Annotated in this window: 27 protein-coding genes; 6 read left to right on the top strand and 21 right to left on the bottom strand. The window is 65.8% G+C overall.

The window, feature by feature from the left end; translation table 11 throughout:
- Positions 1-141 precede the first annotated feature (141 nt).
- Complete coding sequence (gene fliE / locus AC1RPL_RS05245; RefSeq protein WP_493068195.1) at positions 142-456, bottom strand: flagellar hook-basal body complex protein FliE; 315 nt, start codon at positions 454-456, stop codon at positions 142-144.
- Positions 457-468: 12 nt separating this feature from the next.
- Entirely contained in the window at positions 469-876 is a 408-nt protein-coding gene (gene flgC, locus AC1RPL_RS05240; RefSeq protein WP_493068194.1) for a flagellar basal body rod protein FlgC, read from the bottom strand.
- A 117-nt stretch (positions 877-993) separates the two neighbouring features.
- Here flgC and AC1RPL_RS05235 point away from each other — a divergent pair, with 117 nt between their 5' ends.
- The 3 genes from AC1RPL_RS05235 to fliP are packed head-to-tail and all read left to right on the top strand — an operon-like array spanning position 994 to position 2,592.
- Positions 994-1,230, top strand: coding sequence for a FliM/FliN family flagellar motor switch protein (locus AC1RPL_RS05235; RefSeq protein WP_493068193.1), 237 nt, complete (start codon positions 994-996; stop codon positions 1,228-1,230).
- A complete protein-coding gene (locus AC1RPL_RS05230) occupies positions 1,230-1,856 on the top strand; it encodes a flagellar biosynthetic protein FliO (protein WP_493068192.1) in 627 nt (208 codons plus the stop codon). Before AC1RPL_RS05235 ends, AC1RPL_RS05230 begins: the two co-directional genes overlap by 1 nt.
- Positions 1,849-2,592 carry a flagellar type III secretion system pore protein FliP gene (gene fliP, locus AC1RPL_RS05225; RefSeq protein ID WP_493068191.1) on the top strand — a complete coding sequence of 248 codons (744 nt, stop codon included), beginning with the start codon at positions 1,849-1,851 and terminating at the stop codon, positions 2,590-2,592. Before AC1RPL_RS05230 ends, fliP begins: the two co-directional genes overlap by 8 nt.
- A 135-nt stretch (positions 2,593-2,727) precedes the next feature.
- On the opposite strand, the gene AC1RPL_RS05220 is transcribed toward fliP, so the two are convergent.
- From AC1RPL_RS05220 to AC1RPL_RS05145, 16 genes are all read right to left on the bottom strand, one after another.
- Entirely contained in the window at positions 2,728-3,174 is a 447-nt protein-coding gene (locus tag AC1RPL_RS05220) for a hypothetical protein (RefSeq protein ID WP_493068190.1), read from the bottom strand.
- 493 nt (positions 3,175-3,667) lie between these two features.
- Positions 3,668-4,285 (bottom strand): PilZ domain-containing protein, encoded by a 618-nt coding sequence (locus AC1RPL_RS05215; RefSeq protein ID WP_493068189.1) that lies wholly within the window; start codon positions 4,283-4,285, stop codon positions 3,668-3,670.
- An 84-nt stretch (positions 4,286-4,369) separates the two neighbouring features.
- Positions 4,370-4,819: a hypothetical protein gene (locus tag AC1RPL_RS05210; protein ID WP_493068188.1), complete on the bottom strand. Its 450-nt coding sequence runs from the start codon at positions 4,817-4,819 to the stop codon at positions 4,370-4,372.
- 22 nt (positions 4,820-4,841) lie between these two features.
- On the bottom strand, positions 4,842-5,699 hold the full coding sequence (locus tag AC1RPL_RS05205) for a flagellar motor protein MotB (protein ID WP_493068187.1): 858 nt from the start codon (positions 5,697-5,699) through the stop codon (positions 4,842-4,844).
- A 1-nt stretch (position 5,700) separates the two neighbouring features.
- Positions 5,701-6,027, bottom strand: a complete 327-nt coding sequence (locus AC1RPL_RS05200) for a hypothetical protein (RefSeq protein ID WP_493068186.1) — start codon at positions 6,025-6,027, stop codon at positions 5,701-5,703.
- Positions 6,028-6,035: 8 nt separating this feature from the next.
- Entirely contained in the window at positions 6,036-6,560 is a 525-nt protein-coding gene (locus AC1RPL_RS05195) for a chemotaxis protein CheD (RefSeq protein ID WP_493068185.1), read from the bottom strand.
- A complete protein-coding gene (locus AC1RPL_RS05190) occupies positions 6,560-6,949 on the bottom strand; it encodes a response regulator (protein ID WP_180145397.1) in 390 nt (129 codons plus the stop codon). Before AC1RPL_RS05190 ends, AC1RPL_RS05195 begins: the two co-directional genes overlap by 1 nt.
- Complete coding sequence (locus AC1RPL_RS05185) at positions 6,949-7,986, bottom strand: protein-glutamate methylesterase/protein-glutamine glutaminase (protein ID WP_493068184.1); 1,038 nt, start codon at positions 7,984-7,986, stop codon at positions 6,949-6,951. The genes AC1RPL_RS05190 and AC1RPL_RS05185 overlap by 1 nt, the downstream gene beginning before the upstream one ends.
- Positions 7,986-8,864 (bottom strand): CheR family methyltransferase, encoded by an 879-nt coding sequence (locus AC1RPL_RS05180; protein ID WP_493068183.1) that lies wholly within the window; start codon positions 8,862-8,864, stop codon positions 7,986-7,988. The genes AC1RPL_RS05185 and AC1RPL_RS05180 overlap by 1 nt, the downstream gene beginning before the upstream one ends.
- Positions 8,861-9,358 (bottom strand): chemotaxis protein CheW, encoded by a 498-nt coding sequence (locus AC1RPL_RS05175; RefSeq protein ID WP_493068182.1) that lies wholly within the window; start codon positions 9,356-9,358, stop codon positions 8,861-8,863. Before AC1RPL_RS05175 ends, AC1RPL_RS05180 begins: the two co-directional genes overlap by 4 nt.
- Complete coding sequence (locus AC1RPL_RS05170) at positions 9,355-11,547, bottom strand: chemotaxis protein CheA (RefSeq protein ID WP_493068181.1); 2,193 nt, start codon at positions 11,545-11,547, stop codon at positions 9,355-9,357. The genes AC1RPL_RS05175 and AC1RPL_RS05170 overlap by 4 nt, the downstream gene beginning before the upstream one ends.
- On the bottom strand, positions 11,544-11,909 hold the full coding sequence (locus tag AC1RPL_RS05165; RefSeq protein ID WP_180145381.1) for a response regulator: 366 nt from the start codon (positions 11,907-11,909) through the stop codon (positions 11,544-11,546). The genes AC1RPL_RS05170 and AC1RPL_RS05165 overlap by 4 nt, the downstream gene beginning before the upstream one ends.
- The gene (locus tag AC1RPL_RS05160; protein WP_493068180.1) at positions 11,906-12,223 is read right to left on the bottom strand and encodes an STAS domain-containing protein; all 318 of its coding nucleotides are present in this window, start codon (positions 12,221-12,223) and stop codon (positions 11,906-11,908) included. Before AC1RPL_RS05160 ends, AC1RPL_RS05165 begins: the two co-directional genes overlap by 4 nt.
- Positions 12,198-13,082: a flagellar motor stator protein MotA gene (gene motA / locus AC1RPL_RS05155; protein ID WP_493068179.1), complete on the bottom strand. Its 885-nt coding sequence runs from the start codon at positions 13,080-13,082 to the stop codon at positions 12,198-12,200. Before motA ends, AC1RPL_RS05160 begins: the two co-directional genes overlap by 26 nt.
- Positions 13,083-13,162: 80 nt before the next feature.
- Positions 13,163-13,975: a class I SAM-dependent methyltransferase gene (locus tag AC1RPL_RS05150; protein ID WP_493068178.1), complete on the bottom strand. Its 813-nt coding sequence runs from the start codon at positions 13,973-13,975 to the stop codon at positions 13,163-13,165.
- On the bottom strand, positions 13,972-16,368 hold the full coding sequence (locus AC1RPL_RS05145; protein ID WP_493068177.1) for an HAD family hydrolase: 2,397 nt from the start codon (positions 16,366-16,368) through the stop codon (positions 13,972-13,974). The genes AC1RPL_RS05150 and AC1RPL_RS05145 overlap by 4 nt, the downstream gene beginning before the upstream one ends.
- 116 nt (positions 16,369-16,484) lie before the next feature.
- Here AC1RPL_RS05145 and flaF point away from each other — a divergent pair, with 116 nt between their 5' ends.
- Positions 16,485-16,847 carry a flagellar biosynthesis regulator FlaF gene (flaF, locus tag AC1RPL_RS05140; protein ID WP_493068176.1) on the top strand — a complete coding sequence of 121 codons (363 nt, stop codon included), beginning with the start codon at positions 16,485-16,487 and terminating at the stop codon, positions 16,845-16,847.
- 75 nt (positions 16,848-16,922) lie between these two features.
- Here flaF and AC1RPL_RS05135 read toward each other — a convergent pair whose 3' ends face one another.
- A complete protein-coding gene (locus AC1RPL_RS05135) occupies positions 16,923-17,507 on the bottom strand; it encodes a DUF308 domain-containing protein (RefSeq protein WP_493068175.1) in 585 nt (194 codons plus the stop codon).
- Between the two features lie 92 nt (positions 17,508-17,599).
- Here AC1RPL_RS05135 and AC1RPL_RS05130 point away from each other — a divergent pair, with 92 nt between their 5' ends.
- The gene (locus tag AC1RPL_RS05130) at positions 17,600-18,178 is read left to right on the top strand and encodes a TetR/AcrR family transcriptional regulator (protein ID WP_493068174.1); all 579 of its coding nucleotides are present in this window, start codon (positions 17,600-17,602) and stop codon (positions 18,176-18,178) included.
- A gap of 58 nt (positions 18,179-18,236) precedes the next feature.
- Here the strand turns inward: AC1RPL_RS05130 and AC1RPL_RS05125 are convergent, their stop codons facing one another.
- A complete protein-coding gene (locus AC1RPL_RS05125) occupies positions 18,237-20,111 on the bottom strand; it encodes a methyl-accepting chemotaxis protein (protein WP_493068173.1) in 1,875 nt (624 codons plus the stop codon).
- Between the two features lie 76 nt (positions 20,112-20,187).
- Entirely contained in the window at positions 20,188-22,080 is a 1,893-nt protein-coding gene (locus AC1RPL_RS05120; protein WP_493068172.1) for a methyl-accepting chemotaxis protein, read from the bottom strand.
- A 235-nt stretch (positions 22,081-22,315) separates the two neighbouring features.
- Between AC1RPL_RS05120 and AC1RPL_RS05115 the strand changes: the two genes are divergently transcribed.
- Entirely contained in the window at positions 22,316-23,653 is a 1,338-nt protein-coding gene (locus AC1RPL_RS05115; protein ID WP_493068171.1) for an alginate export family protein, read from the top strand.
- The last annotated feature ends 99 nt before the right edge of the window (positions 23,654-23,752 follow it).

Genomic DNA, 23,752 nt, shown 5'->3' with positions numbered 1-23,752 from the left:
TGTTCGAGGAGAGGAAGGAGATGTTCCCCGGCAAAGGCCGGGGCCCAGTTGCAATACAATCTGAGAGGTTCACTGCACCATCCAACCAGCTCGATACTGGGCCCCGGTATTCGCCGGGGAACGAAGAAAGCGAGATCGCGGTCAGATCTGCATCCGCATGATGTCGGAATAGGCGTTCACCACGCGGTCGCGCACCGCAACCATCGTCTCGAGTGCAGTCTCGGCGGCGCCGATCGCAGTGACGACGTCGATCAGGTCGCCCTTGCCGGCAACCTGCATCGCCGATGCCTTCTCGGCCGTGCGCATCTGGTCGGCGGTACCGGTGACCATGTTCTCGACCATGGCGCCGAACCCGCCGGCGCTGCCGCCGGTCTTGATTGGGTCGGTCTTGCTGTTGCTGCCAAGGCCCGAGACGCGGCCATAGGCCGACATCGCATCAAGTGCTCCGATGGACATTCCCTGGTTCCTTTACTTGAGGAGGTCGATGGTACGCATCGTCAGGCTTTTCGCGGCCTCGATGGCATTGAGATTGGCTTCGTAGCTGCGTTGCGCGGCCTTCATGTCGGCCGTCTCGATCAAGCCGTTGACGTTGGGCTTGAGGACATAGCCGTCCTTGTCCGCGGCCGGGTGGCCGGGCTGGTAGACCTTGAGGAAGTCGGACTTGTCGGCCTCGATCGACTTGACCTTGACGCCCTGGCCGCCGGTCGAGCGATCGACCTCCGCGGCGAAGCTGGCCACCCGGCGGCGATAAGGATTGCCGCCCGGTGTGTCCGACACCGAGTCCTGGTTCGCCAGGTTTTCCGCGATCACGCGCATGCGCAGCGATTGCGCGCGCAGGCCCGAGGCGGAGATGCCGAGCGAAGTCTTGAGGTCCATGATCGTCCTTCCAGTCGGGCCCCGTCGGGCCGTTTCCTCCATTGTAGGCAAAAATTGCCGGGGTCGGCGCCGGACGCGGAAAAAAGGTTCCTATAACTAATCCAGAAAGGAACACGCATGTCGGTTCTCGAAGGTATTATGGTCGATCTCTCGATCGTGCTGGGCTCGGCGGATGTGCCGATCCGGCAGGTCCTGCAGATGAGCCGTGGGGCAATGATCCCCCTCGAAAGCAGCCAGGACGATCCCTCGCTCGTGTATGTGAACGATGAACTGGTCGCGAAGGGCGTCGTGCTCGTCGATGGCGAAGTGATGTCGCTCGAAATCACCGAGCTCGTGAAGAAGCTGCGCCACTGATGGATATCCTGTCGATGCTGCGCACCTTGGGTGCGCTCGGAATGGTGCTCGGTATGCTCGCCGGCGCACTCTGGTTCGTGAAGCGCTATGACGTGAAGCTGCCCGGCCGCGTGACCAGTTCGCGTCGCAAGCGGATCGAGATCGTCGAGCGGCTGTCGGTCGATGCCAAGCGCTCGGTCGCACTGATCCGCCGCGACGGCATGGAGCATCTTGTGATGTTCGGTCCCGAAGGCCAGTCGACCATCGAGACCGGCATCGCCGCTCCCGTTCCGGTCGAGCCTGAGCCCGAAGCCGAGCCGGCGCCCGTCGCCAACCTCGCCGTCGATCTGGCCGCGTTGCGCGGCAATTTCGCCAAGCTGGTCGACAAGGTCGAGCTGCCCAAGCTGCCCGAAATCTCCAAGCTGATCGAGCTGCCCAAGGCAGTCGCGCTCCCCGGGAAGGCTGAGAAGGCCGAGCCGGCCAAGAAGGTCGCGCAGCCTCAGAAGTCCGCTTCTACCAACGCCCGCGCCACCACGGTCGTCGCTGCCTGTGCCCAGCCGGCACAGCGCCCGGCCAAGCGTATCCGCGAACAGCGCAACACCACGCGGTGGAACCGTGCAGCGGTCCGGGCCGCGCTCGATGCGTAAGCTTCTCGCGGTGCTGGTCGCCGCCCTGATCCTCGCACCGGCTGAGGCGTTCGCCCAGTCGAAGGGGACCTCGATCAACCTCGGGGGCGCCACCGGCGCGGATGGCGCGCTGTCGGCCAAGGCCATCCAGCTGGTGCTGATGCTGACCGTGCTCAGCCTGGCCCCGGGCCTGCTGATGACCGTCACCAGCTTCACGCGCATGGTGGTGGCGCTCTCGCTGCTGCGTACCGGCATCGGCGCACAGGGCGTGCCGCCGAACCCGGTGATCATCAGCCTGGCGCTGTTCCTCAGCTTCTTCGTGATGGCCCCCACCTTCAACAAGGCGTGGGAGCAGGGCGTCGATCCCTATACCAAGGGCAAGATAACCGAGCAGGTCGCGTTCGAGCGTACTGCCGAACCGTTCAAGAAATTCATGCTGGGCCAGGTGCGCGACAGCGACCTCAAGCTGTTCGCCGATCTCGGCAACACCAAGGTCCAGAGCCGCGCCGAGACGCCGCTCACCACGCTGGCGCCGGCCTTCATGATCTCGGAGCTGCGCCGCGCCTTCGAGATCGGATTCCTGCTGCTGCTGCCGTTCCTGGTCATCGACCTGGCGGTGTCGGCGGTGCTGATGGCGATGGGCATGATGATGCTCCCGCCACCTACGATATCCCTGCCGATGAAGATCATCTTCTTCGTGCTGGTGGATGGCTGGGCGCTGGTCGCCGGGTCGCTGGTCAAGAGCTTCGCCACATAAGGCGAAGCCGCCAAGGGTTCAGGGAAGGGGCGGGCGCCGATGCGCTCGCCCCTTTTTGTTTGGGGGTGCCTTCTACAGGTCGCTGTAACCGCTTTCGCGCCAGTTGCGGGCATGCGACGACTGCGCTTCGAAGATCTAGATGATCGCACGTCCCCAGCTGGAGACGCCGAACGCATAGCTCCGCCAGCGCCCGCCGTGAAAGCGAAGAACTCGGATGTACGTGTTGCCACCAGCCATGCCCACAACTTGCACATCGTTAGCCACTACCGCGAAATTGTCGTCGAAGAGCGGCGGGTGCAGCGTAATGCGCACGCGACACGACGGAACGGTGCTTGCGTTCTCAACCACACGAAAGCCGCGGCGCTCGGCTTGATCGGGCATACGGAGCGACACGGGCCGCACCGCTTTGGCGCGAGTCCGTAGCGGAGCGATCTCATCAAACCGCGCATCGCCCGCGTGGGTGAGCTTGCCGTCACCAAACGATAGGGCTCCGGGCCAAAACAAGTTGCTTGCCGGGCTTACGATGCGCTCAAGGCAGGAGGAGTCGTCGATCTCCTCTATGTCCGCGAGGACGACGTTCAAGACTTCCTCTTCTCGCACGGTTGGGGCTGCGGGCAACGCCTCTTCTTCCCGCCGGTCCTCGCACCCGCACAAGAGGGTCAGCAACGATAACGATAACGATAGCGTCACGGGTCGAGGCAGCGGCCTAAACATCGTGATACAATATCACAAGACCCGGAAAGCCATAGCGGATTTGTCGGGAAGCTGCATGTGCCGAGATGTCTGCGCGCGACGGCACCGATCCTACATTTCCTCCGGGCCATGGGTGTCGAGACTTTTGTGACTTTCCGCGGGCGGATCGGGCGCGCGTTGTAGTACATTCTCTTCTTCGGTCCGGCGAGCGCCGGGCCCAGCCTCGGCGCATGTGGCCAGGCGCGGGATCCTCTCGACGATATCGCAACTGGGCCTCGGCCTTCGCCGGGGAACAGTTCAGGGGAACAGGCTGGGACGGCTCGCCGCCAATAAAAAGGCGCCCGTGCCGTAGCACGAGCGCGTTCGTGTCTCGTCGAACCGGTCAGCCGCGCGCGTGAGGACTGTCCAGCCAGGTCGAGAGCTCGAGATACGAAATGGGGTCGTGGAAGGAGACGCCAGCGAATTCGTCGTCGCTCCAGCGCGTCGTGCAGCGGCGCGTCGGCAGGCCCGGGATCATCAGGATCACATCGGTATCGACGCGCAGCGAGCGCTGCAGGCGCAGGCAGGCGCCCCCCTGCGAAAGATCGGCCAGCACCACGTCGATCGAGCGGCCATAGGAGCTGATCTTCACCGGGATCTCGGCCACGAAGCGCGGCGAGCGGGGCTTGGGAGCCGTGGCCACCGCCTGGGGCTTGCCCAGGATCGCGTCCATGTCGACCGGCCCGTCGAAGCGCACGCCGGCACGCTTGGCCTGTGTCCAGGCGACTGTGCCGCTCAGCAGCGCGCCGCCGCGGGTTTCGACAGTGATGTGCATGCCCGGCAGCAGCGATGCGACCGTGTCGATCTGCATGCCCATCTCGGAGATGTTGCGAACACGGCAGAGCTGGCCGGGATTTCCCTCATGGCTCAGCTTGGCGACCAGGAGCGTGGCTACCGCGCGCGGTGCGCGTTCGGTCCACTCTTCGCGGTCCTCGAATGCACTGGCGGGGATGAGTTCCACGATGTCCTCGGTGTAGTTGCGTACCCGTATTTTATAGAGCGCTCGGCGGCCCGGCCTGTTCCTAAACGTGCAAAATACGTACTATTACGCAGGGGTCGCCTGGGTGATCGCGACCTTGCGGACCACGCCGGCACCGAACGCTTCGGGCGCCGCGGTCTCGACGACCTTGCGGAACTGGTCGAGGCTGGGGAGCAGCCCGTCCGGGCCGGCCGACATCGGCGTCTTGAAGGTGCGCATGTTGATCGCGTGCAGCAGCAGCGGCAGGCGCTTGGTCACTTCGTCCGCCTTGTCCTCGGCCACTTCCAGGTTGAACTGGAACTGGACATAGCCGGTCAGCCGGCCATCGGCGGTGACCAGCGGCGCGAGCAGCTTGTCCACCGGCACGAAGGTCATCGCCGCGTCCGCGGCTTCGGCCGCCTTGGTCTCGGCATGCGCCGGGCGCGGGCCGAGGATCATCAGGGTGCCGAGCGCGGCACCGCCGCCCAGGCCGAGCCCGGCGAGCAGCACGATGAGCGAGAACAGGATCTTCTTCATGACGCGGTTACTCGAAACTGGGTCAGAACTTGAAGCTGCTGTCGCTCGGAAGCGACGAGGCTTCCGCCTTCAGCACGATGGTGATGCGCCGGTTCTCCGGGCGGTCGGGCTGATCCGGGAAGACCGGCCTCGTGCCGCCCATGCCGATGATCTGCGCGAACCGGTCCGGCGTCATGCCCGAGGCGATCATCGCCTGGCGTGCGGCAAGCGCGCGCTGGCTCGACAGCTGCCAATTGGCATCGCTCTGACCGCCACCGGAGGCATCGGTGTGCCCTTCGATCGCGATCTGGCCGCCCGACTGGGCAAGCTTGGCCGCCGCCTTGGCGAGCAGCGACTTGGCGAAGGGGTTGAGCTCGGCGGTGTTGGCGCGGAACATCGATTGCTTGTCGGTGTCCATCAGCGTGATGCGCATGCCTTGGGGATCGGGTTCGATCGCCACGTTCTTGCGCGACTGGTCCTGCGGCGTGGAATCGAGCGCGACCTGCAACTCACTGGCCAGTACGCGCATCGAGGTGTCGGGCACGTTGGCGGTGCCGCCGCGCGAGGCGCCGGCGGTCGCGGCCTGCGTGGTCGGCGTGCCGTTGGCGCGGCTGCTGTCGTTCGACGACTTGCGCGCCTGGCCGCCTGCGCCTTCCGACGTTCCCATCACGGGCGTCGAGGGCGCGGTGTCCGAGACACTCGGCGAGAAATAGGCGGCAAGGCCCTTCAGCCGCTGCTTGTCCGGATTGGCGATCAGCCACAGCAGCATGAAGAACGCCATCATCGCGGTCACGAAGTCGGCATATGCGACTTTCCAGGCGCCGCCATGGTGTCCCCCGGCGACCTTCTTGACCTTCTTGATGATGACGATCGGGCGATCATTGCCGCCATAGGCTGCCATGTCAGTCGCCTCGGAGCGCGTCGCGCATGCGCTGCTGCACCGCGCCCAGGCGGATATGGCTGATCGCCGACAGCGAATCCTCGCCGCCCGCGATCCGCTCGAGCAGGTTCACGCACTCGTCGGCATGCTGGATCAGATAGTCGAAATCCTGCAGCTGCTCGAGATAGGAGGCCGCGAAGTGCTCGTCGCAGACGAGCACTTCGGCAAGCGCTTCCAGCTTCATGCGCATCTCGCGGATCTCGCCGGCAATGACGCTGTGCAGCGCACCCGAGAATGGGTCGAAGCCGGGAAGGGCCTGCGCGGCGTTGAGCTGCGACGGGGCGGGCATGCAGGACATCAGAACAGCTCCAATTCGCCACCGGAAACCGGGGCCTGTACGGGGACCGGCGCGCGCTCGGGCACGCGGTCCGTAACCTTGACGCAGCGGCTGCGGCCCTCGTGCGGCAAGAACTCGATCTTGCGCGCACTGGTGCCGCCCAGGTCGGCATGGGCGACCGTGATACCTTCCGTCTCCATGAAACGCCGCGCGAACGCAGCGTTCGAGGAGCCGATCGCGCCGAGACCCGAGACGATGTTGGCGCCGCCATAAAGGTGCGCCATCAGACGGCCGCGGACCGCACCCTTCTTCATCATCTCGTTGATCACGACTTCCATCGCGTGCACGCCGTAGCGTGCCATTTCCGAGGCACCCACGCGCTGGTCTGCGCTGGGCTCGCCGAGCAGGAAATGATTCATGCCCCCGACCCGGGCGACCGGATCGAAAAGGCATGCGGCGACGCAGCTGCCGAGCAGGGTGGTGACGACCACCCCGGGATCGGCGACCACGGCATGCTCGCCCTGGACGATGGCGAGCCGGCGCATCAGGTCAGCTCGCCGAAAACGCGCTCGATCTTCTCCTTGAGCGCCGCCGGCGCGAAGGGCTTCACGACATAGTTGTTCACGCCGAGGGCCGCAGCCTTCTGGACGATCTCCTTGTCCGACGAGCCGGTGAGCATGATGAACACCGTCTTGCCGATCACCGCGTCGGTGCGGACCGCTTCCAGGAACTGGAGGCCGTCCATCTCGGGCATGTTATAGTCGGAGATGATCAGGTGGACTCGGTCGCTCTTGACCGCCGCGAGCGCCTCGGGCGCACTCGGCTTGTCACGCACGTCCTTGAAACCCAGGTCCTGCAGTGCGCGGCGGATCATCGCGCGCATGCTGGTCTGGTCGTCCACGACCATCACCTTGATTGCTGCAGCAGCAGGCATCAGACGCTCCCAACTTTCTCTCGGCATGCCTTGAGGATTTCTCCCGGCATGCCCGACAATCCAACTTCATGTTCCACCGCACCCAGCTCCTTGGCCGAGCGCGGCATTCCCCAGACCACGCAGGTTTCCCGGCTCTGGCCCAGCGTGCGGGCACCGGCCTGACGCATGGCCAGCAGGCCCTGCGCACCGTCCGATCCCATGCCGGTCAGGATCACGCCCACCGCGGCGGCGCCAAGCGGCGCAACCGAGCGGAACAGCATGTCCACCGAGGGACGGTGGCCCGAGACCGGGTCGCCGTCGCGCAGCTTGATCCGGCCGCGGACACCGCCCTGGAGCTCCATATGCGTGGAGCCCCCAGGAGCAATATAGACGGTTCCCGGCAGCACCGGCGCGCCATCCGTAGCTTCCACGACCTGCACCCGGCATTCGCCGTTCAGCCGGTCGGCAAAGCTGCGCGTGAACGCGGCCGGCATGTGCTGCACGATGAGCACCGGCGGGCAATTCTCCGGCAGGGCCGGCAGCAACGAGAACAGCGCCTCGACGCCGCCCGTGGACGAGCCGATCGCAATGATCCGCTCGCCAGCCGCGCCTGCCACCAGGGCAGGCTGGGCGGGCAGGCGCTGCGGACCGGCGCGGGCAACCGAACGGGCGGCGGCCTTCACCTTCTCGCAGAGCAGCACAGCGTCGCGCTCGATATCCTCGGGCGTGCCGCTGGGCTTGGTGACATAGTCCACCGCGCCCAGGCGAAGCGCCTCGATCGTCACTTCCGCGCCGCGGGCGGTCAGCGTCGAGCACATCACCACCGGCATTGGCCGGAGGCGCATGATGCGCTCGAGGAACGACAGGCCGTCCATCCCCGGCATCTCGACGTCGAGCGTCAGCACGTCGGGGTTGAGCGTCTTGATCATTTCCCGCGCCGCGAACGGCTCGGGTGCCATGCCGACGACCTCGATCGCGGGGTCGGCGGAGAGCATGCGGTTGAGCGTCGCGCGCATCGAGGCGCTATCGTCGACGATCAAAGTGCGTACCGGTGCCATCAGTGCACCTCCGGCTTCTGATAGATGGTATGGCCGCACGAACGCATGTGGCGCGCCGCCGGTCCGATCAGCCGCTCGGAATGACCGATGTACAGGTGCCCGCCAGGTGCCAGCTGGTTGACGAAGCCCGCCTCCAGCTCTTCCTTCGCGGGATCTGCGAAATAGATCATCACGTTGCGGCAGAAGATCACGTCATAGGCGGCCTTGAGCGGCCAGGGCTCGAACAGGTTGAGCACCTTGGCCGTCACCATCGAACGCGCCTCTTCGGCCATCTGGAAGCCGCCCTGCACGGGCTTCATCCAGGTACTGCGATACGGTTCGGGAACGGCTTCGGCGACATTGTCGGCATAAAAGCCGCGACGCACCGATTCCACCACGTGCGGCGCGATGTCGGTCGCGAGCAGGCGGACGTCGGCGCTGCGCAGCCAGGATGCGGACGTGCGGTCCGGTCCAAGCAGGCACATGGCGATCGTATAGACCTCCTCGCCCGAAGAGCATCCCGCCGACCAGATTCGGATCGGGCCCTGCTTGCGCTTGAGCACCGGGAGCACATGCTCGCGGAAATGGTCGAAGTGATGCGGCTCGCGGAAGAAATGCGTGTGGTTCGTGGTCAGCGCCACCACCATCGCATGGCGTTCCACCGGATCGCTCTGCACGAGCGCCACATAGTCCGAGAACCGGGCCAGGCCATGCTCGCGCAGCCGGCGCCCAAGGCGCGACTGGACAAGCGTGGTCTTCGCCTCGCTCAGCGCGATGCGCGCATCGTCGTGCATGATCGCGGCGATCGCGGCGAAATCGCGGGGCGTCAGCTCCACATTTCCGCTCGCGATGGCCGAGGCGACGCCGGCAGGCGCCAGGGCGCCCCCGGCGGCGGTCACGCTGCGAGATCCAGGTGCTTGGTCAGGCTCAGCGCGTCGAGATCGAGGAGGAGCACCATGGTGCCCTTCTCGTCCCGCGTGCCGTCCTTCTGGCGCGTCGCGATGCGCACCAGGCCCGCGATCACGCTCGGCTCGATCGTCTCGACCTCGGGGGCCGGCTGGATCTCGGTCTCGCCGATCGCGACGATGTCGTTGACCTCGTCGACCAGGAAGCCGGCCTGCTTGCCCGCGATGTTGACGACCAGCACGCACGAGCGGGCATGGATCGCGCTGGGCTCCCAGCCCAGGCGCTCGGCCAGACCGACCACCGGGATCACGTTGCCGCGCAGGTTGGTCACGCCCTTGATGAAGCCCGGAACATTCGGGAGCGGAGTCGGCTCGTCCCATTCACGGATTTCGATCAGCGCGCTCATGTCGATCCCGAAGGTCTGCTGCGCGAGCGAGAAGGTGACGATCTTGCGGTCGGCACCGGCGTTGTCGTTGGTGGTCGTCATGCTGCCAGTCCTTTCGGGGTGTAGCGGTTGGTCGAGGCGACGAGCGCCTCGATGTCGAGGATGAGTGCGATCGAGCCGTCACCAAGGATGGTGGCGCCGCCCAGGCCGCGGATCGGGTGGAGGTTCTGGTCGAGGCTCTTGATCACCACTTCGCGGCGGTCGTCGATGGTATCGACCACCAGGCCGACCTTGCCCGAGCCTTCGCTCTCGACGATCACCACGAGGCTGTCCTCGATCGGGCGGTCGTCGTTCAGGCCGAAGATCTCGGTCGCACGCTTCACGGGAACATACTCGCCGCGCATGTCGATCACTTCGCTGTCGGGCGAGGTGCGCTTGACCTGGCCGACTTCGGGCTGGACCGTCTCGAGCACATGCGCGAGCGGCAGCACGAAGCGCTGGCCGGCGAGGCGGACGATCATGCCGTCCAGGATCGCCAGGGTAAGCGGCAGGATCATCGTGAAGGTCGTGCCCTCGCCCGGCACCGAGTGGATCTCCACGCGGCCGCCCAGGGCTTCCACGTTGGAGCGGACCACGTCCATGCCCACGCCACGGCCCGAGATGTTCGAGATCGTGTCGGCGGTCGAGAAGCCCGGCGCGCAGATCAGCTGGTCGATCTCTTCATTCGACAGCTGCGCATCGGCGCTGATGATGCCCTTTTCGATGGCCTTGCCGCGAACCTTCTCGCGGTTGATGCCGCGGCCATTGTCCTGCACGCGCACGAAGATGCGGGCGCCGCGCTGCTCAGCCGAAAGCTTGATCGTGCCCTCGGGCGACTTGCCCGCGGCGACCCGCTCCTCGGCGCTTTCCAGGCCATGGTCCGCTGCGTTGCGGATCATGTGGGTCAGCGGATCACCGATCTTCTCGATCACGCCCTTGTCGACTTCGGTCGTCTCACCGATCGTTTCGAGGTTGATCTGCTTGCCGGTCTCGACCGAGAGGTCGCGCAGCATGCGCGGCACGCGGCTGAAGGCCTGCTTGATCGGCTGCGCGCGCAGCGACATGACGTTGTCCTGGATCTGGCGCGTCAGGCGCGCCAGCTCCGGGAGCTCGACGCGCTGGCGATCGGCCGGCGAGAGCCGGTCGGCCAGGATCGAGTTGCGGATCACCAACTCGCCGACCAGGTTGAGCAGCAGGTCGAGCTTGCCTAGGTCGACGCGGATCGTCTGCTGCGCGTCGGCGCTGCCCGACTTGGGAGCGATGGCAGGCGTCTCGAAGCCGACCGGCGGCGAGGCCGCGGCGATCGTCTCGACCACGCGCTTCATCTCGGCGGCGAAATCCTCGATCGGAGCGCTCACTGGCACGAAGCCGAACTCATCAGCGCCGGATGCGGCGGCGGCAGGTGCCTCGACCAGGATCTCGGCGAAGGGAGCATCGGCTTCGTCACGACGGAACTCGACGAGCGAATCCGGTGCGACGAAATCGAAGCAGTCGGCGATGTCGCTCTCGGCGAGCTCCGCCGGCAGGCGCAGCGTCCAGGTGAAATAGGCGTCCTCGGGATCGAGGTCGCGCAGCGACGGCACCGTCGAGGTATCGACGTTGACGATCTGGGCGCCCAGGCCTTCCAGCTCGCGGATGATGAGCAGCGGCTCGCCGGCATTGGAAAGCGCGGCGCGCGAAGGCTTGAAGGTGACGATCCACTCCGCGTCCGCAGCCGCGGGGGCGGCAGGCGCATCGAAATCGTCGAGCGATACGGCCATCGGCACGAAGCCGAACTCGTCGGCCTCTCCGGCGGGTGCGGGGGTCTCCGCCGCCGCCGGAGCAACGGCAGCGGCAGAGTTGGCCACGGGAGCGCCGTCATCGGCGCCCTTGTTCGCGAGCACCTTCTCCAATGCATCGAGTGCTGCCTGGTCGGCTGGGCGCGGGGCATTGCCCTTTGCCGACTCGACATGGTCCGACAGCACGTCGAAGGCACTCAGCATGACCTTGACCACGCCGGGGCTCGGCGGGATCTTGCCGCCGCGCACTTCGTCGAGGACATTCTCGAACTTGTGCGCGAAGGCAGTCAGGTCAGCATGGCCGAACGCGCCGGCGCCGCCCTTGATCGAATGGACCGCACGGAACACGCCGGCGATCACTTCGGCCGAGACGTCGCCGCCCTGCATGGCCGAAAGGCCCTGCTCGGCGGTCGTCAGACCCTCGGTGCACTCTTCGAAGAAGATTGCCTGGATATCGTCGAATTCGTCGCTCACGGGCACACGCGACGGATAGCCGCCCCCAGCTTGGTGGCTTCGAAGGGCTTGGTGATCCAGCCGGTCGCCCCCGCAGAGCGCGCGCGGGCCTTCTTCTCGTCGGAGAATTCGGTCGAGAGCACCAGGATCGGCGTGCCGCGGAACTCGCCCAGCGCACGCACCGCCTCGATCAGCTCGAAGCCGTCCATCTTGGGCATGTTGATGTCGGTGATCAGCAGGTCCGGCTTCACTTCGTGCATGCGCTCGAGGCCGTGCTCGCCGTCATTGGCGCTTTCGATGCGAAAGCCCTGCGCGGTCAGCGACGTCTTGAGCAGCATGCGCATGCTCGCCGAGTCATCGACGGTAAGGATCAACTTGCTCACAGGACGTCTCCGGTCTCGAGGCCGACCGCCGCAGCCAATTGGCAGCGGTTCACGCGATCGACGAATGCAGGGCTAGGGTTGGCGATGCGGAATTCCTGGCCGCCGCTCGCAGCTTCGGCGCGCGCGGCGACGAGGAGCTGGAGCACGGCCTGGCCGACGCTCTCGACATCCGATGCGTCGATCTCGATCGCATCGTCGAGGTCCGCGGCGAGCACGAGGCGCACACGCAGGTCTTCGGCCGTAACGGTGGTGCCATGGGCGGGGAGGCGCAGTGCGCGCTCCTCGGCGTCAGGCAGCTGCAGGTGCTGGTCCATTCTTGGCCTCGTCAAGTGCGGTTTCGAGTTGCTGGAACGTCGGCGAATAGGCCGACGGGGTCATGCGGCGGGCGATCTCGATCGCGACCTGAACCGGCTGGTTCTGGGCGTAGGCGACGATCGCGGTCTTCACGATGAAGAAGGGCTTGTGGTCGGAATCGATGGTCTCGAGCAGCTTCGAGGCGAGCGGACCCACCACGCAGTAGCTCAGCAACACGCCCATGAACGTGCCGACGAGTGCGCCGCCGATCATCGCCCCGAGGATTTCGGTCGGCTGGTCGATCGAGCCCATGGTCTTGATGACGCCCAGAACCGCGGCGACGATTCCGATCGCGGGCAGGCCGTCGGCCATGATCTGCAGCGCGTGCTGCGGGCCGGCTTCCTCGTGGTGATGCTTCTCGATGTCCGCGTCCATCGCGGCTTCGATCTGATGCGGATCCTCGAAGTTGACCGTCATCATGCGCAGGTAATCGCAGATGAACTCGATCAGGTGATGATCCTTCAGCAGCCGCGGATAGGGCTGGAAGAGATTGCTCTCCTCCGGCTTGTCGAGATGCGGCTCGAGCGCGGTGGCGCCACCCTTCTTGAAGGTGGAGAGCACGGTGAACATCAAGGTGAGCAGGTCCTTATAGTCCTGCGCCTTCCACTTGCCGCCCTTGAAGGCGCGCATGATGCCCTTGCCGGCGTTCTTCACGGTCGCCATCGAGTTCGACACGATGAACGCGCCGATAGAGGCACCGCCGATAGCCATCAGCTCGTGCGGCAGCGCTTCGGCGATGATCCCGAACCGCCCACCCGACATCATGAAGCTGCCGAACACGCAGACGAGAATGATGATGAAACCTACGCCGTTGAGCATGGCTGTTCGCCCGTGTCCCAGTTGTTTCCAGAATTATAGGAAGGATTTGCGGGGCGGGGTCGCCGCACCGGCAAATTGGGTTAAGCTGCGGCGCGGTCTTGCCATTCGATCACCTGCAGATAGTTCTGCAGGCGGTTAGCCTCGAGCGCGGCGAGCAGCTTGTTGTTGTGCCAGGGCACGATCATCTCGGCGAGGGCAGGGGCCCAGGGCGCCGAGCTGTCGAACAGCACGCCAAGTCCGAACACCGCCGGCACATGCGCCCAGGCGAGCGGACGCGCCTCGGTGCCGGCTTCCGCACGGAAGTCTTCGATCGCGGTCAGCACGCCGTTGCGCGGGCCGCCTTCGTGCAGTGCCCAGGCGAAGTGCCCGGAACCACGGAAGCCGCGATTCTCGCGCCAGCCCGGATCGCCCGGAACCACGCCGGCGTCATAGCTGTACGCATGGCGACACCCCGCGGGGATACGTTCCGGCGCATAATAGAAATCGCGCCGGGCGCAGGGCCAGGAGACGTCGTGCAGGATGGCGAGGAAGTGCTTGCCGTCGCGCCGCGAAAGCTCTTCGGCGATACGCAGTTCGTTGTGCACGGTGTAGTAATTATGGTCGCCGTCGATCACCCAGGCATCGACATCCTTCAGGCCCGGCATCGCATCGAGGCTCGGCTCGGCGATGTGGCGCACTTCGGGGGTCTGGCCGGCCCAGGCGATGAACTCGGGCTTGGGGCAGGGATCGATGCTGGTCAGGCTGCCCTGCATCGCGCGGGCATAGGCGGCGAGCTGCTGGGACATGCCGCCGAACTCCGCGCCCACCTCCGCAATGTTGCGCGCGCCGGCGATGTGCAGGCCCTGGAGGATCAGGTCGGAGAATTCCGACATCGAATGGATGAGCAGGCTCATGCGTGGGCCCCCTGGAGCAAGGCGTTGGCGGGCGTGGGCGCGGTGGCCTCGCGCGCGGCGATCGGGCGGAAGACGAGCGCGAGCATCATCGGGCGATCCCCCACGCGCGGCGGCGGCGGGACCATCATGAACGCGAACTCGTTCTCGCAGCGAAAGAGGTGCGGGGCGACTTGGTCCATGCCTTCGAGCGAGGGCATCGCCTCGACCTCGCCGGTGCCCGGGCGGATCTTGTCGCTCAGGAAGGTGTCGACGGGCATGAACACCGCGCTTTCCACCTGAACCCAGTCATAGAGCTGGCCGAACTGCACGCCCACCGAGAAGCGGCTGTCGCCGATCGGGATGGGGGCGAGATAATAGCCGTCGTGCGTCGGCGTCGCGGTCACCGTACCGGTCGAGACCTGGTTGCCGTCGGCGACGATCAGCGGCAGCGAAATCGAATTGTCGACGAAATCCTGGTACTTGAGCGGCAGGGCGAAGCGGCGATGCGCGAGCAGGCTGAGCTTGAGCGACAGGCCCTCGCCGTGCAGCTCGGCCGGCAGGTACATCCGCTCCGAGCCCTTCATGTAGAACAGGCCGCGCTGGCGCAGGCCCTTCTTCGCGATGCCGGTGTCGAACAGCGAGACGGTGTCGTCCACGCCCAGGTTGATGTCGTGCTCGAATTCGGCGAGCACGTTCAGTTCGGCCTCCAGCGGCACGTACATCAGCCGGCCGAGCACGCCGGTAGCGCCGCGGCGCCACATGACGCTCTGGTGCGGCGGTTCGGCGGCGCGGATCGTCGCGGCGCCCTCGTCCCGCACGAAGCGCAGGCAGCCCGCCTGCACCCGGTCGCGCACGTTGGACTGGCGCGACTTGATCGAGCTGCCGCGGCGGATCGAAGTGCCGTCCTTCTCGTAGTCGATCACCGAGCCTTGGGCCGCGGTGCAGAGCTGCTCGAGCACGGCGACGTTCGCGCACAGCGCTTCGAGCGCGGCACAGTCGTAATCGTCGTGGCCGATGAAGCCCCGCTTATCGAGCCCGCTGCGCGACTGCTCGCGCAGCAGCAGGTAGCGGCCGGCGACCTTCACGCCGAGCTTGCTGGCGAGCAGGCCCTCCACGTCGTTCTGGACCGAGCCGTTATAGCCCAGGTCGACCAGCATCAGCGTGTCGCCCGGCGCCGGGTTCACCGTCTTGCGAACATGCGCGATCATCCGCTCGGCGAATGCGCGCGAGGCCTGGGTGATGCGGCGCATGCGCTGCGGCTCCTGCACTGCCTTCAGGAAGGCGGCGGGGCGGCCATGGTCCTTGACCAGCTTGGCGGCTTCGGCCGCCGGGAACATCAGCTGCTTGGCCACGGCGTTCAAGTCGCCCAGGATCTCGCGCTGGAGATAACGATCGACCGCCGCCGCATCGCCGAGCGACGAAGCGGTTCCGGTGAAGCGGCTGATCTCGACGGCATGGCCGATGCCGCCGCGCGCCTCGTGGACGAGCTGGGGCAGATAGCCGTCGCGCATCAGGAACACTGCGTGGACCTTGCCGCCATTTGCGGCCTGCAGTGCAGCAGCCTCCTCGGTCAGCCATCGGTCGAATCCGGCGAACAGCGGCCCGAGGGTGGTGAAGCCCAGCACTTCGGCCGGATCGTTCACGCCCGGCTCGAACGCGGCGAGCGTCGCGCGGTGCGGCTGGTGGGTGAGGGCAGTGCCGGCTTCGGTGCCGTGGAGGATCGAGCTGATCGCGCTCTCCAGGCGGATGCGTTGCGCGCTGCCATCGGTGAACTGCACCAGGTGCAGCGTATTGACGCCGAAGGGGGCGACGCCGTCGACGTCGGCCTTCTTGTTGTCGCCGATGTGCAGGATCTTTTCGGGCGCGAGCTTCAATGCCTTGAGCACCGGCTCGTACAGGCCTTCGCTCTTCGACTTGCCGTAATGCGACGAGCAGAAGATGCGGCCGATCAGCCCGGCGACTTCCTCGCCGGCGGCGGCCGCGATCAGGCCGCGCAGCTGCTTTTCGTCCAGATAGGTGTCGGAGACGATGATCGTCTCGATGTCGCGCGCCTTGGCCGCGCGCATCAGCTCCACCGTGGGCTTGAATGCGAAGCAGTGGCGCGCTTCGGCGTCGAGTTCGGCCTGCACGGCGGCGGCGCGCTCGGCGGCGCTCGCCTTCGGCATCAGCTCGGCATAGATCTCGTCGATATGGACTTCGTTGCGGCGGTGGCGAACCGCAGCGCCGCTGCGCGCGGTCTGCTCGGCCCAGGCGCGCTGCAGGAGATTGGCTTCGCCCAATGCGTTGAACAGGTCGACGGGCGCATGCACGTCGCGCCACAGCAGCGTGTCGAAACAGTCGAGCGAAAGCAGGGTTACGCCCGGATAAGCGTCGAGCGCCGACGGCAGCGCGTGCGGAAGGATCGCGTTGGTCAATGATTTTCCCCGGATGCGCGCCCGCATTTCAGGTGGACGCAGTAATCTTATAGGATGCGCGCACACCGAACGGGCGCAATCGTCCTAGAATGAAGGGTCAAGCATATGGAGCCAGCATGACCCTTAGTGCCTATCAGGCGGCCCGAGCCCGGGCCGAAACGCCGCGTTCGGCGGAGCTCAGATTGTTGGGCGAGATCACCGGCGAGATGATGGAAGCGGAAGAGCGGGGCCTGAAGGGCGCGCTGCTCATGCCGTCGCTGCATCGCAATCGAGAGATGTGGAACGCTTTCTCCAACGATTGCAACGATCCCAACAACGGCCTCTCGCGCGATCTGCGCGCCCAGATCGTTTCCATCGGCCTGTGGGTCGATCGCTTCACCAGCGACGTGATCGCGGGGCGCGACCGGATCCGCGAGCTGATCGACGTCAATCGCACGATCATGGAAGGCCTGCGCGTTCCGCAACGCGTCGCGGCCTGAACTTCCTTTCGGCTAACGAAAAGGGCGCCCGGCGAAAGCCGCGGCGCCCTTTTTCTTTGGTAAACCCGCTCGCCGCTAGCCGCCTCGGCGGAAGCTGAGCCACAGCGCCGAGACCAGGAAGTAGAAGGCGCCGAACGCGGCATAGGGAGCGATGTCGACGATGCTCGGCACTGCGGTTCCGAGCGCTCGTTGCAGGAAGAATCCGCCGGCGAGCGCCGATTGCGCGCCGCTGAGCACCATCACCCACTGCGCGCCATAGGCTTTCCAGCGCCGCATCGCGGTGGCGAGTTGCAGGATGCCGGCGAGGAACGCCCAGGCGCCGAACACGCCGAGCACCGCATTCATGTTGCCGATCACCGTCGCCACCGCCAGCGCGGTGATAAGGCTCACGATCATGTTGAAGGCTTGGGTGCGGTTGCGCGCCAGGCCGCCATTGTTCGTCGCGTCGATCAGATTGGCGATTGCATCCCAGGCCGGATAGGCGACCAGCAACGCGGCGCCGATGACGGGTGCGTCCTTCCCGATCGTGAAAGCGGCGGCGACCCAGCCGGCCGCGACCGCGGCGCGCAGGAAATAATAGTTCCTCAGCCGGCGAACCCCCTCCGCCGCGGCCGGTTGCGCTGCGCTCTTAGCGCCATGCTCCATCGCTTCCATCGTCATCACTCCAATCTACCTATCAGTAGGTAGATTATGCCCGTAGTGACTTGCCGATCCCGCTGCAAGCAAATATCTACCTATTGGAAGGTAGGAATATGACTCAGAATACGGCCGGGCAGATCGTCGATACCGCGTGGCACCTCATCATGACCCGGGGCTATAACGGCTTCAGCTATGCGGACGTCGCCGACGCGGTCGGCATCCGGAAGGCGAGCATCCACCACCATTTCGCCGCCAAGAGCGATCTTGCGAAGGCGGTGGTCGAGCAATCGCGCGCTATCATCCATGCGCAGGTGGCGCAGCTGGCAGAGGCAGAACCGGATGCCGCGACACAGCTTCGTGCCTATGCGGGCTATTGGGAGCGCTGCATTCTCGACAATTCTGCGCCCTTCTGCGTCGCTGCGATGCTCGCCGCCGAGCTGCCGAGCCTGCCAGGTGATCTCGCCGTCACGGTCCGCGCCCATTTCGCCGAATTGACCGGCTGGCTTGCCCGGATACTTGCCTTGGGCGTGCGGCAGGGGAGCGTGTCGCTCCTTGAATCGCCTGAGGAAGAGGCGGACGCCTTCATGTCGGCAATATACGGCGCCATGTTGTCCGCCCGTGCCTTTGACGATCCGGCACGCTTCGTGAGAATCACCGAGACCTTGCTGTCCCGGGTCGTGCGGCTGCACTAGCAAAAAAGGGCGCCCCGGCCGAAGCCGGGACGCCCTTGTTCTCACGCGGAACAAGGCCTCAGAACGAAGCCCAGTCGTCGCCGCCGGCGCCGACCGCTGCAAGCGGCAGTGCCTTGACCGGCGAGACATAGCCCCCGGCCTTCGGCGCGGGCTTGGCGGCCCGCGGCGCGGCTGCGCGCATCGCCGGGCGCATCGTGGTGTTACCCACGTTGAAGCGGCCAGCCTGGTCCGAAAGCGCGCTCACTTCGGTGTTCAGGTTGCGCGCGGCGGCCGAGGTTTCCTCGACCATCGCGGCATTCTGCTGGGTGGACTGGTCCATCGAGCCGATCGCGGTGCTGATCTGCGTGATCGCCGTCGACTGGGCGGCATTGTCGGTCGCCATCTCGCCGAGCAGCGTGTGCACTTCGCCCACGTCGCTCGAGATGTTGGCAAGTGCCCCGTCGACCTTCTCGACCATCTCCACCGCCGCAACGATGTCGGTCTGGGTGGCGGTCAGCTGGTCGCGGGCGCGGCCGGCTTCCTCTTCCGCCCGCATCGCGAGCGCGCTGACCAGGTCGGCGACGACTGCGAAGCCGCGGCCCGCCTCGCCGGCACGGCCGGCTTCCACCGCCGCGTTCATCGCGAGGACGCGCGTCTGGAAGGCGATCTTGTCGAGGCCTTCGATCACGCTGTCGATACCCTTGGCACTGTCGGCCACGCGGGTCATCGCCTGCACGGCCTCATCGGCGATCGCACGGCCGCCTGAGACGGTGCTGATCGCTCCGTCCGCGCGCTCCACGGTGCGGCCCGCCGAGACGGCCATCGCCCGGAGGCGACCGTCCATCTGGGCCACGGCGGCGGAGGTTTCCTCCAGGCTCGCGGCATTCGCTTCGGTGCGGCGGGCCAGGTCTTCCGATGCCTGGGCGATCTCGGTCGATCCGGTGTGGATCGTCGAGGTCGATTCCATCACCGACCCGATCAGCGTGCGCAGGCTGGTCAGCGCTTCGTTGTAATTGGCCTTGAGCGCGGCATAATCGGCCGGGAATTCCCGGTCGATCGTGGCCGTCAGGTCACCCTTGGCGACTTCGCCCAGATTCTGGCCAAGCGTATCGACGACCATCTTCTGTTCGGCATCCGCAATTGCCTTGGCGGCCGCGGCGCTTTCCTGCGCCTGGGCGGTATCGCGGAAGACAAGCACCGTCTTCGCCATCGAGCCCAGCTCGTCGCCGCGATCGGTGCCGGGCACGTCGACGCGGTTGTCGCCGCCGGCCAGCGCACGCATCGCGTCCTGCAGGCGGGCGAGCGGCTGGGTGATACCCGAGCGCGAAACAACATAAGCGATGCCGAGCGCCAGCAGGACCGAGACGAAGCTCACCACCAGCATTGTGGTCGAGGTCCGGTCAGCCGTCGCGGAAAGCGCGTCCGACTGGGTCTTGCCATCGGCGATCAGGTCGTCGTTGAACTTCATCATGTCGGTCGCGAGCGACTCGACCAGCGGATCCATCTCGGCGAGGGTCGCGCGTGCACCGTCATTGTCGTTGCGCTGGCCGAGCTGGATCGCGTGCGCGGCGAGTTCGTGCACCTTGATGATGCGGCCGCGGAACTCCTCGATCTGCGGCTTCAGCTGCGGCTGCAGCTTCTCCGCCTCGTCGAAGAGCTTGTTGGCGGACTCGAAATTCTTCTGCTCGATGGCGCTCGCGTCGCGTGCCTGCTTCGAGGCGCCGTCATAAGCTAGCGCGCGATAGCCGGAATAGGCGATATCCGTGCCGCGGCGATTGGCGCGCGCCATCGCGGTGGCCACGGGCATGCGCTGCTCGACGAGCTCCGAATATTGCGAAGCCGTGGTGTTGAGCGCATTGGTACCGAACAGCGACACCGAAAGCCCCACAGCCGCGACCATGATCACAAGCGCGAGGATCTTCGTTGGAATCTTGAATTTCGCAAGCAGGTTCATGCTGATACTCCTGCGAAGAAGCGGCACTCCCCGGGGGAGTGCGCTTCCTCGATTACTAGGTCGAAAGTCCAGGACCTCAGAAGGAGGTCCAGTCGTCGTCTCCGGCGACACTCGCCACCGGCTTGGTGAGGGGCAGGGCCTTAACCGGCGAAACATAGCCCGCGCTCTTCTTCGCGACCGGCTTGGCGGGTCGCGAGGGGGTGTGCGTCGGGGCGGCCTGGCGGATTGCCGGGCGAGCCGTCGCATTGCCGACGGTGAAGCGGCCGGCCTGGTCGGACAGCGAGCTCACTTCGGTGCTCAGGTTGCGGGCGGCGGCCGACGTCTCTTCGACCATCGCGGCGTTCTGCTGGGTCGACTGGTCCATCGTGCCGATCGCGGTGCTGATCTGCGTGATCGCCGTCGACTGGGCGGCATTGTCGGTCGCCATCTCGGCGAGCAGCGTGTGCACTTCGCTCACGTCGCTCGAGATGTTGGCGAGCGCGCCATCGACCTTCTCGACCATTTCCACCGCCGCGACGATGTCGGTCTGGGTAGCGGTCAGCTGGTCGCGGGCGCGGCCGGCTTCTTCCTCGGCGCGCATCGCGAGCGCGCTGACCAGGTCGGCGACGACTGCGAAGCCACGGCCCGCCTCGCCGGCGCGACCGGCTTCCACCGCTGCGTTCATCGCGAGAACACGCGTCTGGAAGGCGATCTTGTCGAGGCCCTCGATAACCGAATCGATGCCCTTGGCGCTGTCACTCACGCGAGTCATCGCCTGAACGGCTTCGTCGGCAACTGCACGGCCGCCCGAGACGGTAGAGATCGCGCCATCGGCACGCTCCACGGTGCGGCCAGCCGAGGCGGCCATCGCACGCAGGCGCTCGTCCATCTGCGCGACGGCGGCGGAGGTCTCCTCCAGGCTCGCGGCATTGGCTTCGGTGCGGCGCGCCAGGTCTTCCGATGCCGACGCGATTTCGTTCGAGCCGGTGTGGATCGCCTGGGTCGATTCCATAACCGAGCTGATCAGCGTGCGCAGGCTGGTGACGGCTTCGTTGAAGTTGGTCTTCAGCTCGGCATAGGCTGCCGGATAGGCGGCGGTGATCTCGGCGGTCAGGTCGCCATTGCTCAGCGCCTGCAGCGTCTCGCGCAGCGTCGCCATCACGGCCTGCAGCTCTGCGGACGAGCGGGCATCGGCCTCGGCGCGCATCTTGGTGCCCAGGCGGAACTGCTCGACGGCGTTGGCGATCTGGCCCAGCTCGTCGGCACGGTCACGGCTCGGCACTTCGGCTTCGCCGCCCTGGGCGAGCACGGTGGTGGCTTCCGTGAGCTTGGCCATCGGCTGGGCGACGGTGCGGTTGATGATCAGCCAGATCGCGCCCAGGCCGGCAAAGGCGATCAGCGAGAGCAGCATCGTCATCACGAAGGCGAAGGTCGACTGGCTCTGGCCATATTCATTGTCCTTGGCCGAGCGCTCGCGCGTCTTGGCCAGCAGGTCGTCGGCGGCTTCGATGGCATCGTGCGACTTTTCCTTGCCCACGCCCTTGATCGCGGCGAATGCACCAGCCTGATCGGCCTTGTCGTGCAGGTCGAAGATCGTCTTGTTGGCTTCGATCAGCGACGTCGCCTTGGCGCGCAGCTCGTCCACGCCGCCGCTGAAATCGGCGCCTGCCACCTTGCGATACGCGTCGATATCCTGGAGCAGTTTCGCCTCGCCCTTGGCACGGCGCTCGACCAGGCTGGTCGTGTCCTTCTCGCTGGCTGCGTTATAGTAGCTGTAGACGATGATGCGCAGCTCGCGGATGTCCGCGAGGATGTCGGTCAGGCCCGAAAGCCCGGTGATGCCATTCTCCACATGGCGCGTCGCGACACCGCTCAGGGTCTTGTTCGAAGCATAGCCATTGATGCCCAGGCCAAGCACCAGCGTGCCCAGCAGGGCAAACGCGATGAGGAGCTTCTTGGCCAGCGGCCAGCTGTTTATCGTCCTGAGCATGCTTCTATTTCCACTAGCTTCCGGCGCCAGCCCGGCACCGCGATTGAGAGGGAGCCCGAGCGGGCACGAATTCCCTCCATTATAGGACTAACGCGCTGCTTACCTGTCGAATTACGTAAATCACCGGTCTGCTTGGAGGCGTTTAGGGAGGCGCTTGACCTCATTTCGCCGAGCGACATCTGCAAATCGCAGAACATCCTATAATTGCCATGGTAACCATTATCCGGAGTGTTCCGTGGCCTCTGCTCGTATCAATCTCGCCTGTGCGGCGATCCTGCCTTTCGTCGTCGCCAGCCCCGCCTTTGCGCAGGACAAGGTCAAGCTGAGCGTCACCGGCAGCGTTCGTGCCCGTGCCGAGACGATCACCGGCCAGTTCCGCCCGAACACCCCCGAGAGCGACAGTTTCCTGTCGTTCCGCACGATGGTGGCGGCGAAGGTCGATATCGGTCCGATTACGCTGGGCGGCGAGATCGTCGATGCGCGCGGCTATGGCGAGAGCGACAAGAGCTCGGTGCGCACCAACGAGATCAACGATATCGAGCCGGCCCAGGTCTATCTGGCGGTTCGACCGGTCAAGGGCGTGCAGCTTACCGCAGGCAAGTTCTCGATGGACATCGGCGCCAGCCGCCTCGTCGGCCGCACCGATTTCCCCAACGGCGTGCCCACCTATCTCGGCGCCAAGCTGGAAGCGGTCGCCAAGAACAAGAACGCGCTGATCCTGTTCTGGACGCGCCCCTTCACGGCGCTGCCCGATACGCCGGCCGACATCTATGACAACAAGGTCCAGCTCGACCGCGCGACCGAGAATATCGAGTTCTTCGGCGGCAACGCCACGCTCGCAAAGCTGTTCGGCAAGACCTCGCTGGAGACCTATGGGTACCGCCTGATCGAGCATGACCGCACCACCCACCCGACGCGCAACCGCCGCCTGGTCACCTTCGGCGCGCGCCTGCGCCGGGCGCCGGCCAAGGGCAATTTCGACTATGAGGTCGAAGCGGCAGTGCAGCGCGGACTGGCCCGTGCGACCACCTCGGCCAGCGACAAGCGCGATCTCAAGGTCCGCGCCGGCTTCGTCCATGCCGAGGCGGGACGCACCTTCAAGAGCAAGTGGACGCCGCGCGTCGCCGCCATGTTCGACTATGCGAGCGGCGAGACGGCGAACCCCGGCACCTATACTCGCTTCGACACGCTCTACGGCGCCCGCCGCGCCGATTTCGGCCCGCTTTCGCTCTATGGTCCGCTGGGCCGCGCCAACATCGTCTCGCCGGGCGTGCGCTTTGAAGCCAAGCCCTCCAAGCGGCTCGACCTGATGGCGTCGGTGCGCGGTGCGTGGCTCGCCTCGGCGATCGACAGCTTCGCCTCCACCAGCGTTACCGACAAGAGCGGCAAGTCGGGCAGCTTCGGCGGTGCCCAGTTCGAGCTGCGCGCGCGCCGCTGGCTGGTGCCGCAGAAGCTGAAGCTCGAGCTTGGCGCAGCTTATCTCGCCAAGGGCCGCTTCCTGCAGGAAGCACCCAATGCGCCGCACACCGCCGACACCAAGTTCGGGCACGCCGATCTGTCGTTCGCCTTCTGATTCCGCGTGCAGTTTGGGCCTTAGGTATTAGCCCCGGATGGCGATATATGCGGGATTGCGCATAAACGGCGTCATCCAAGGAGCGATAAGCTCCGGGTC

This window comes from Sphingomonas sp. GW821-FHT12D09 (assembly GCF_058807215.1).
The sequence above is the reverse complement of the archived record's forward strand: the minus strand, read 5'-3'. Positions and strand labels throughout refer to the sequence as shown.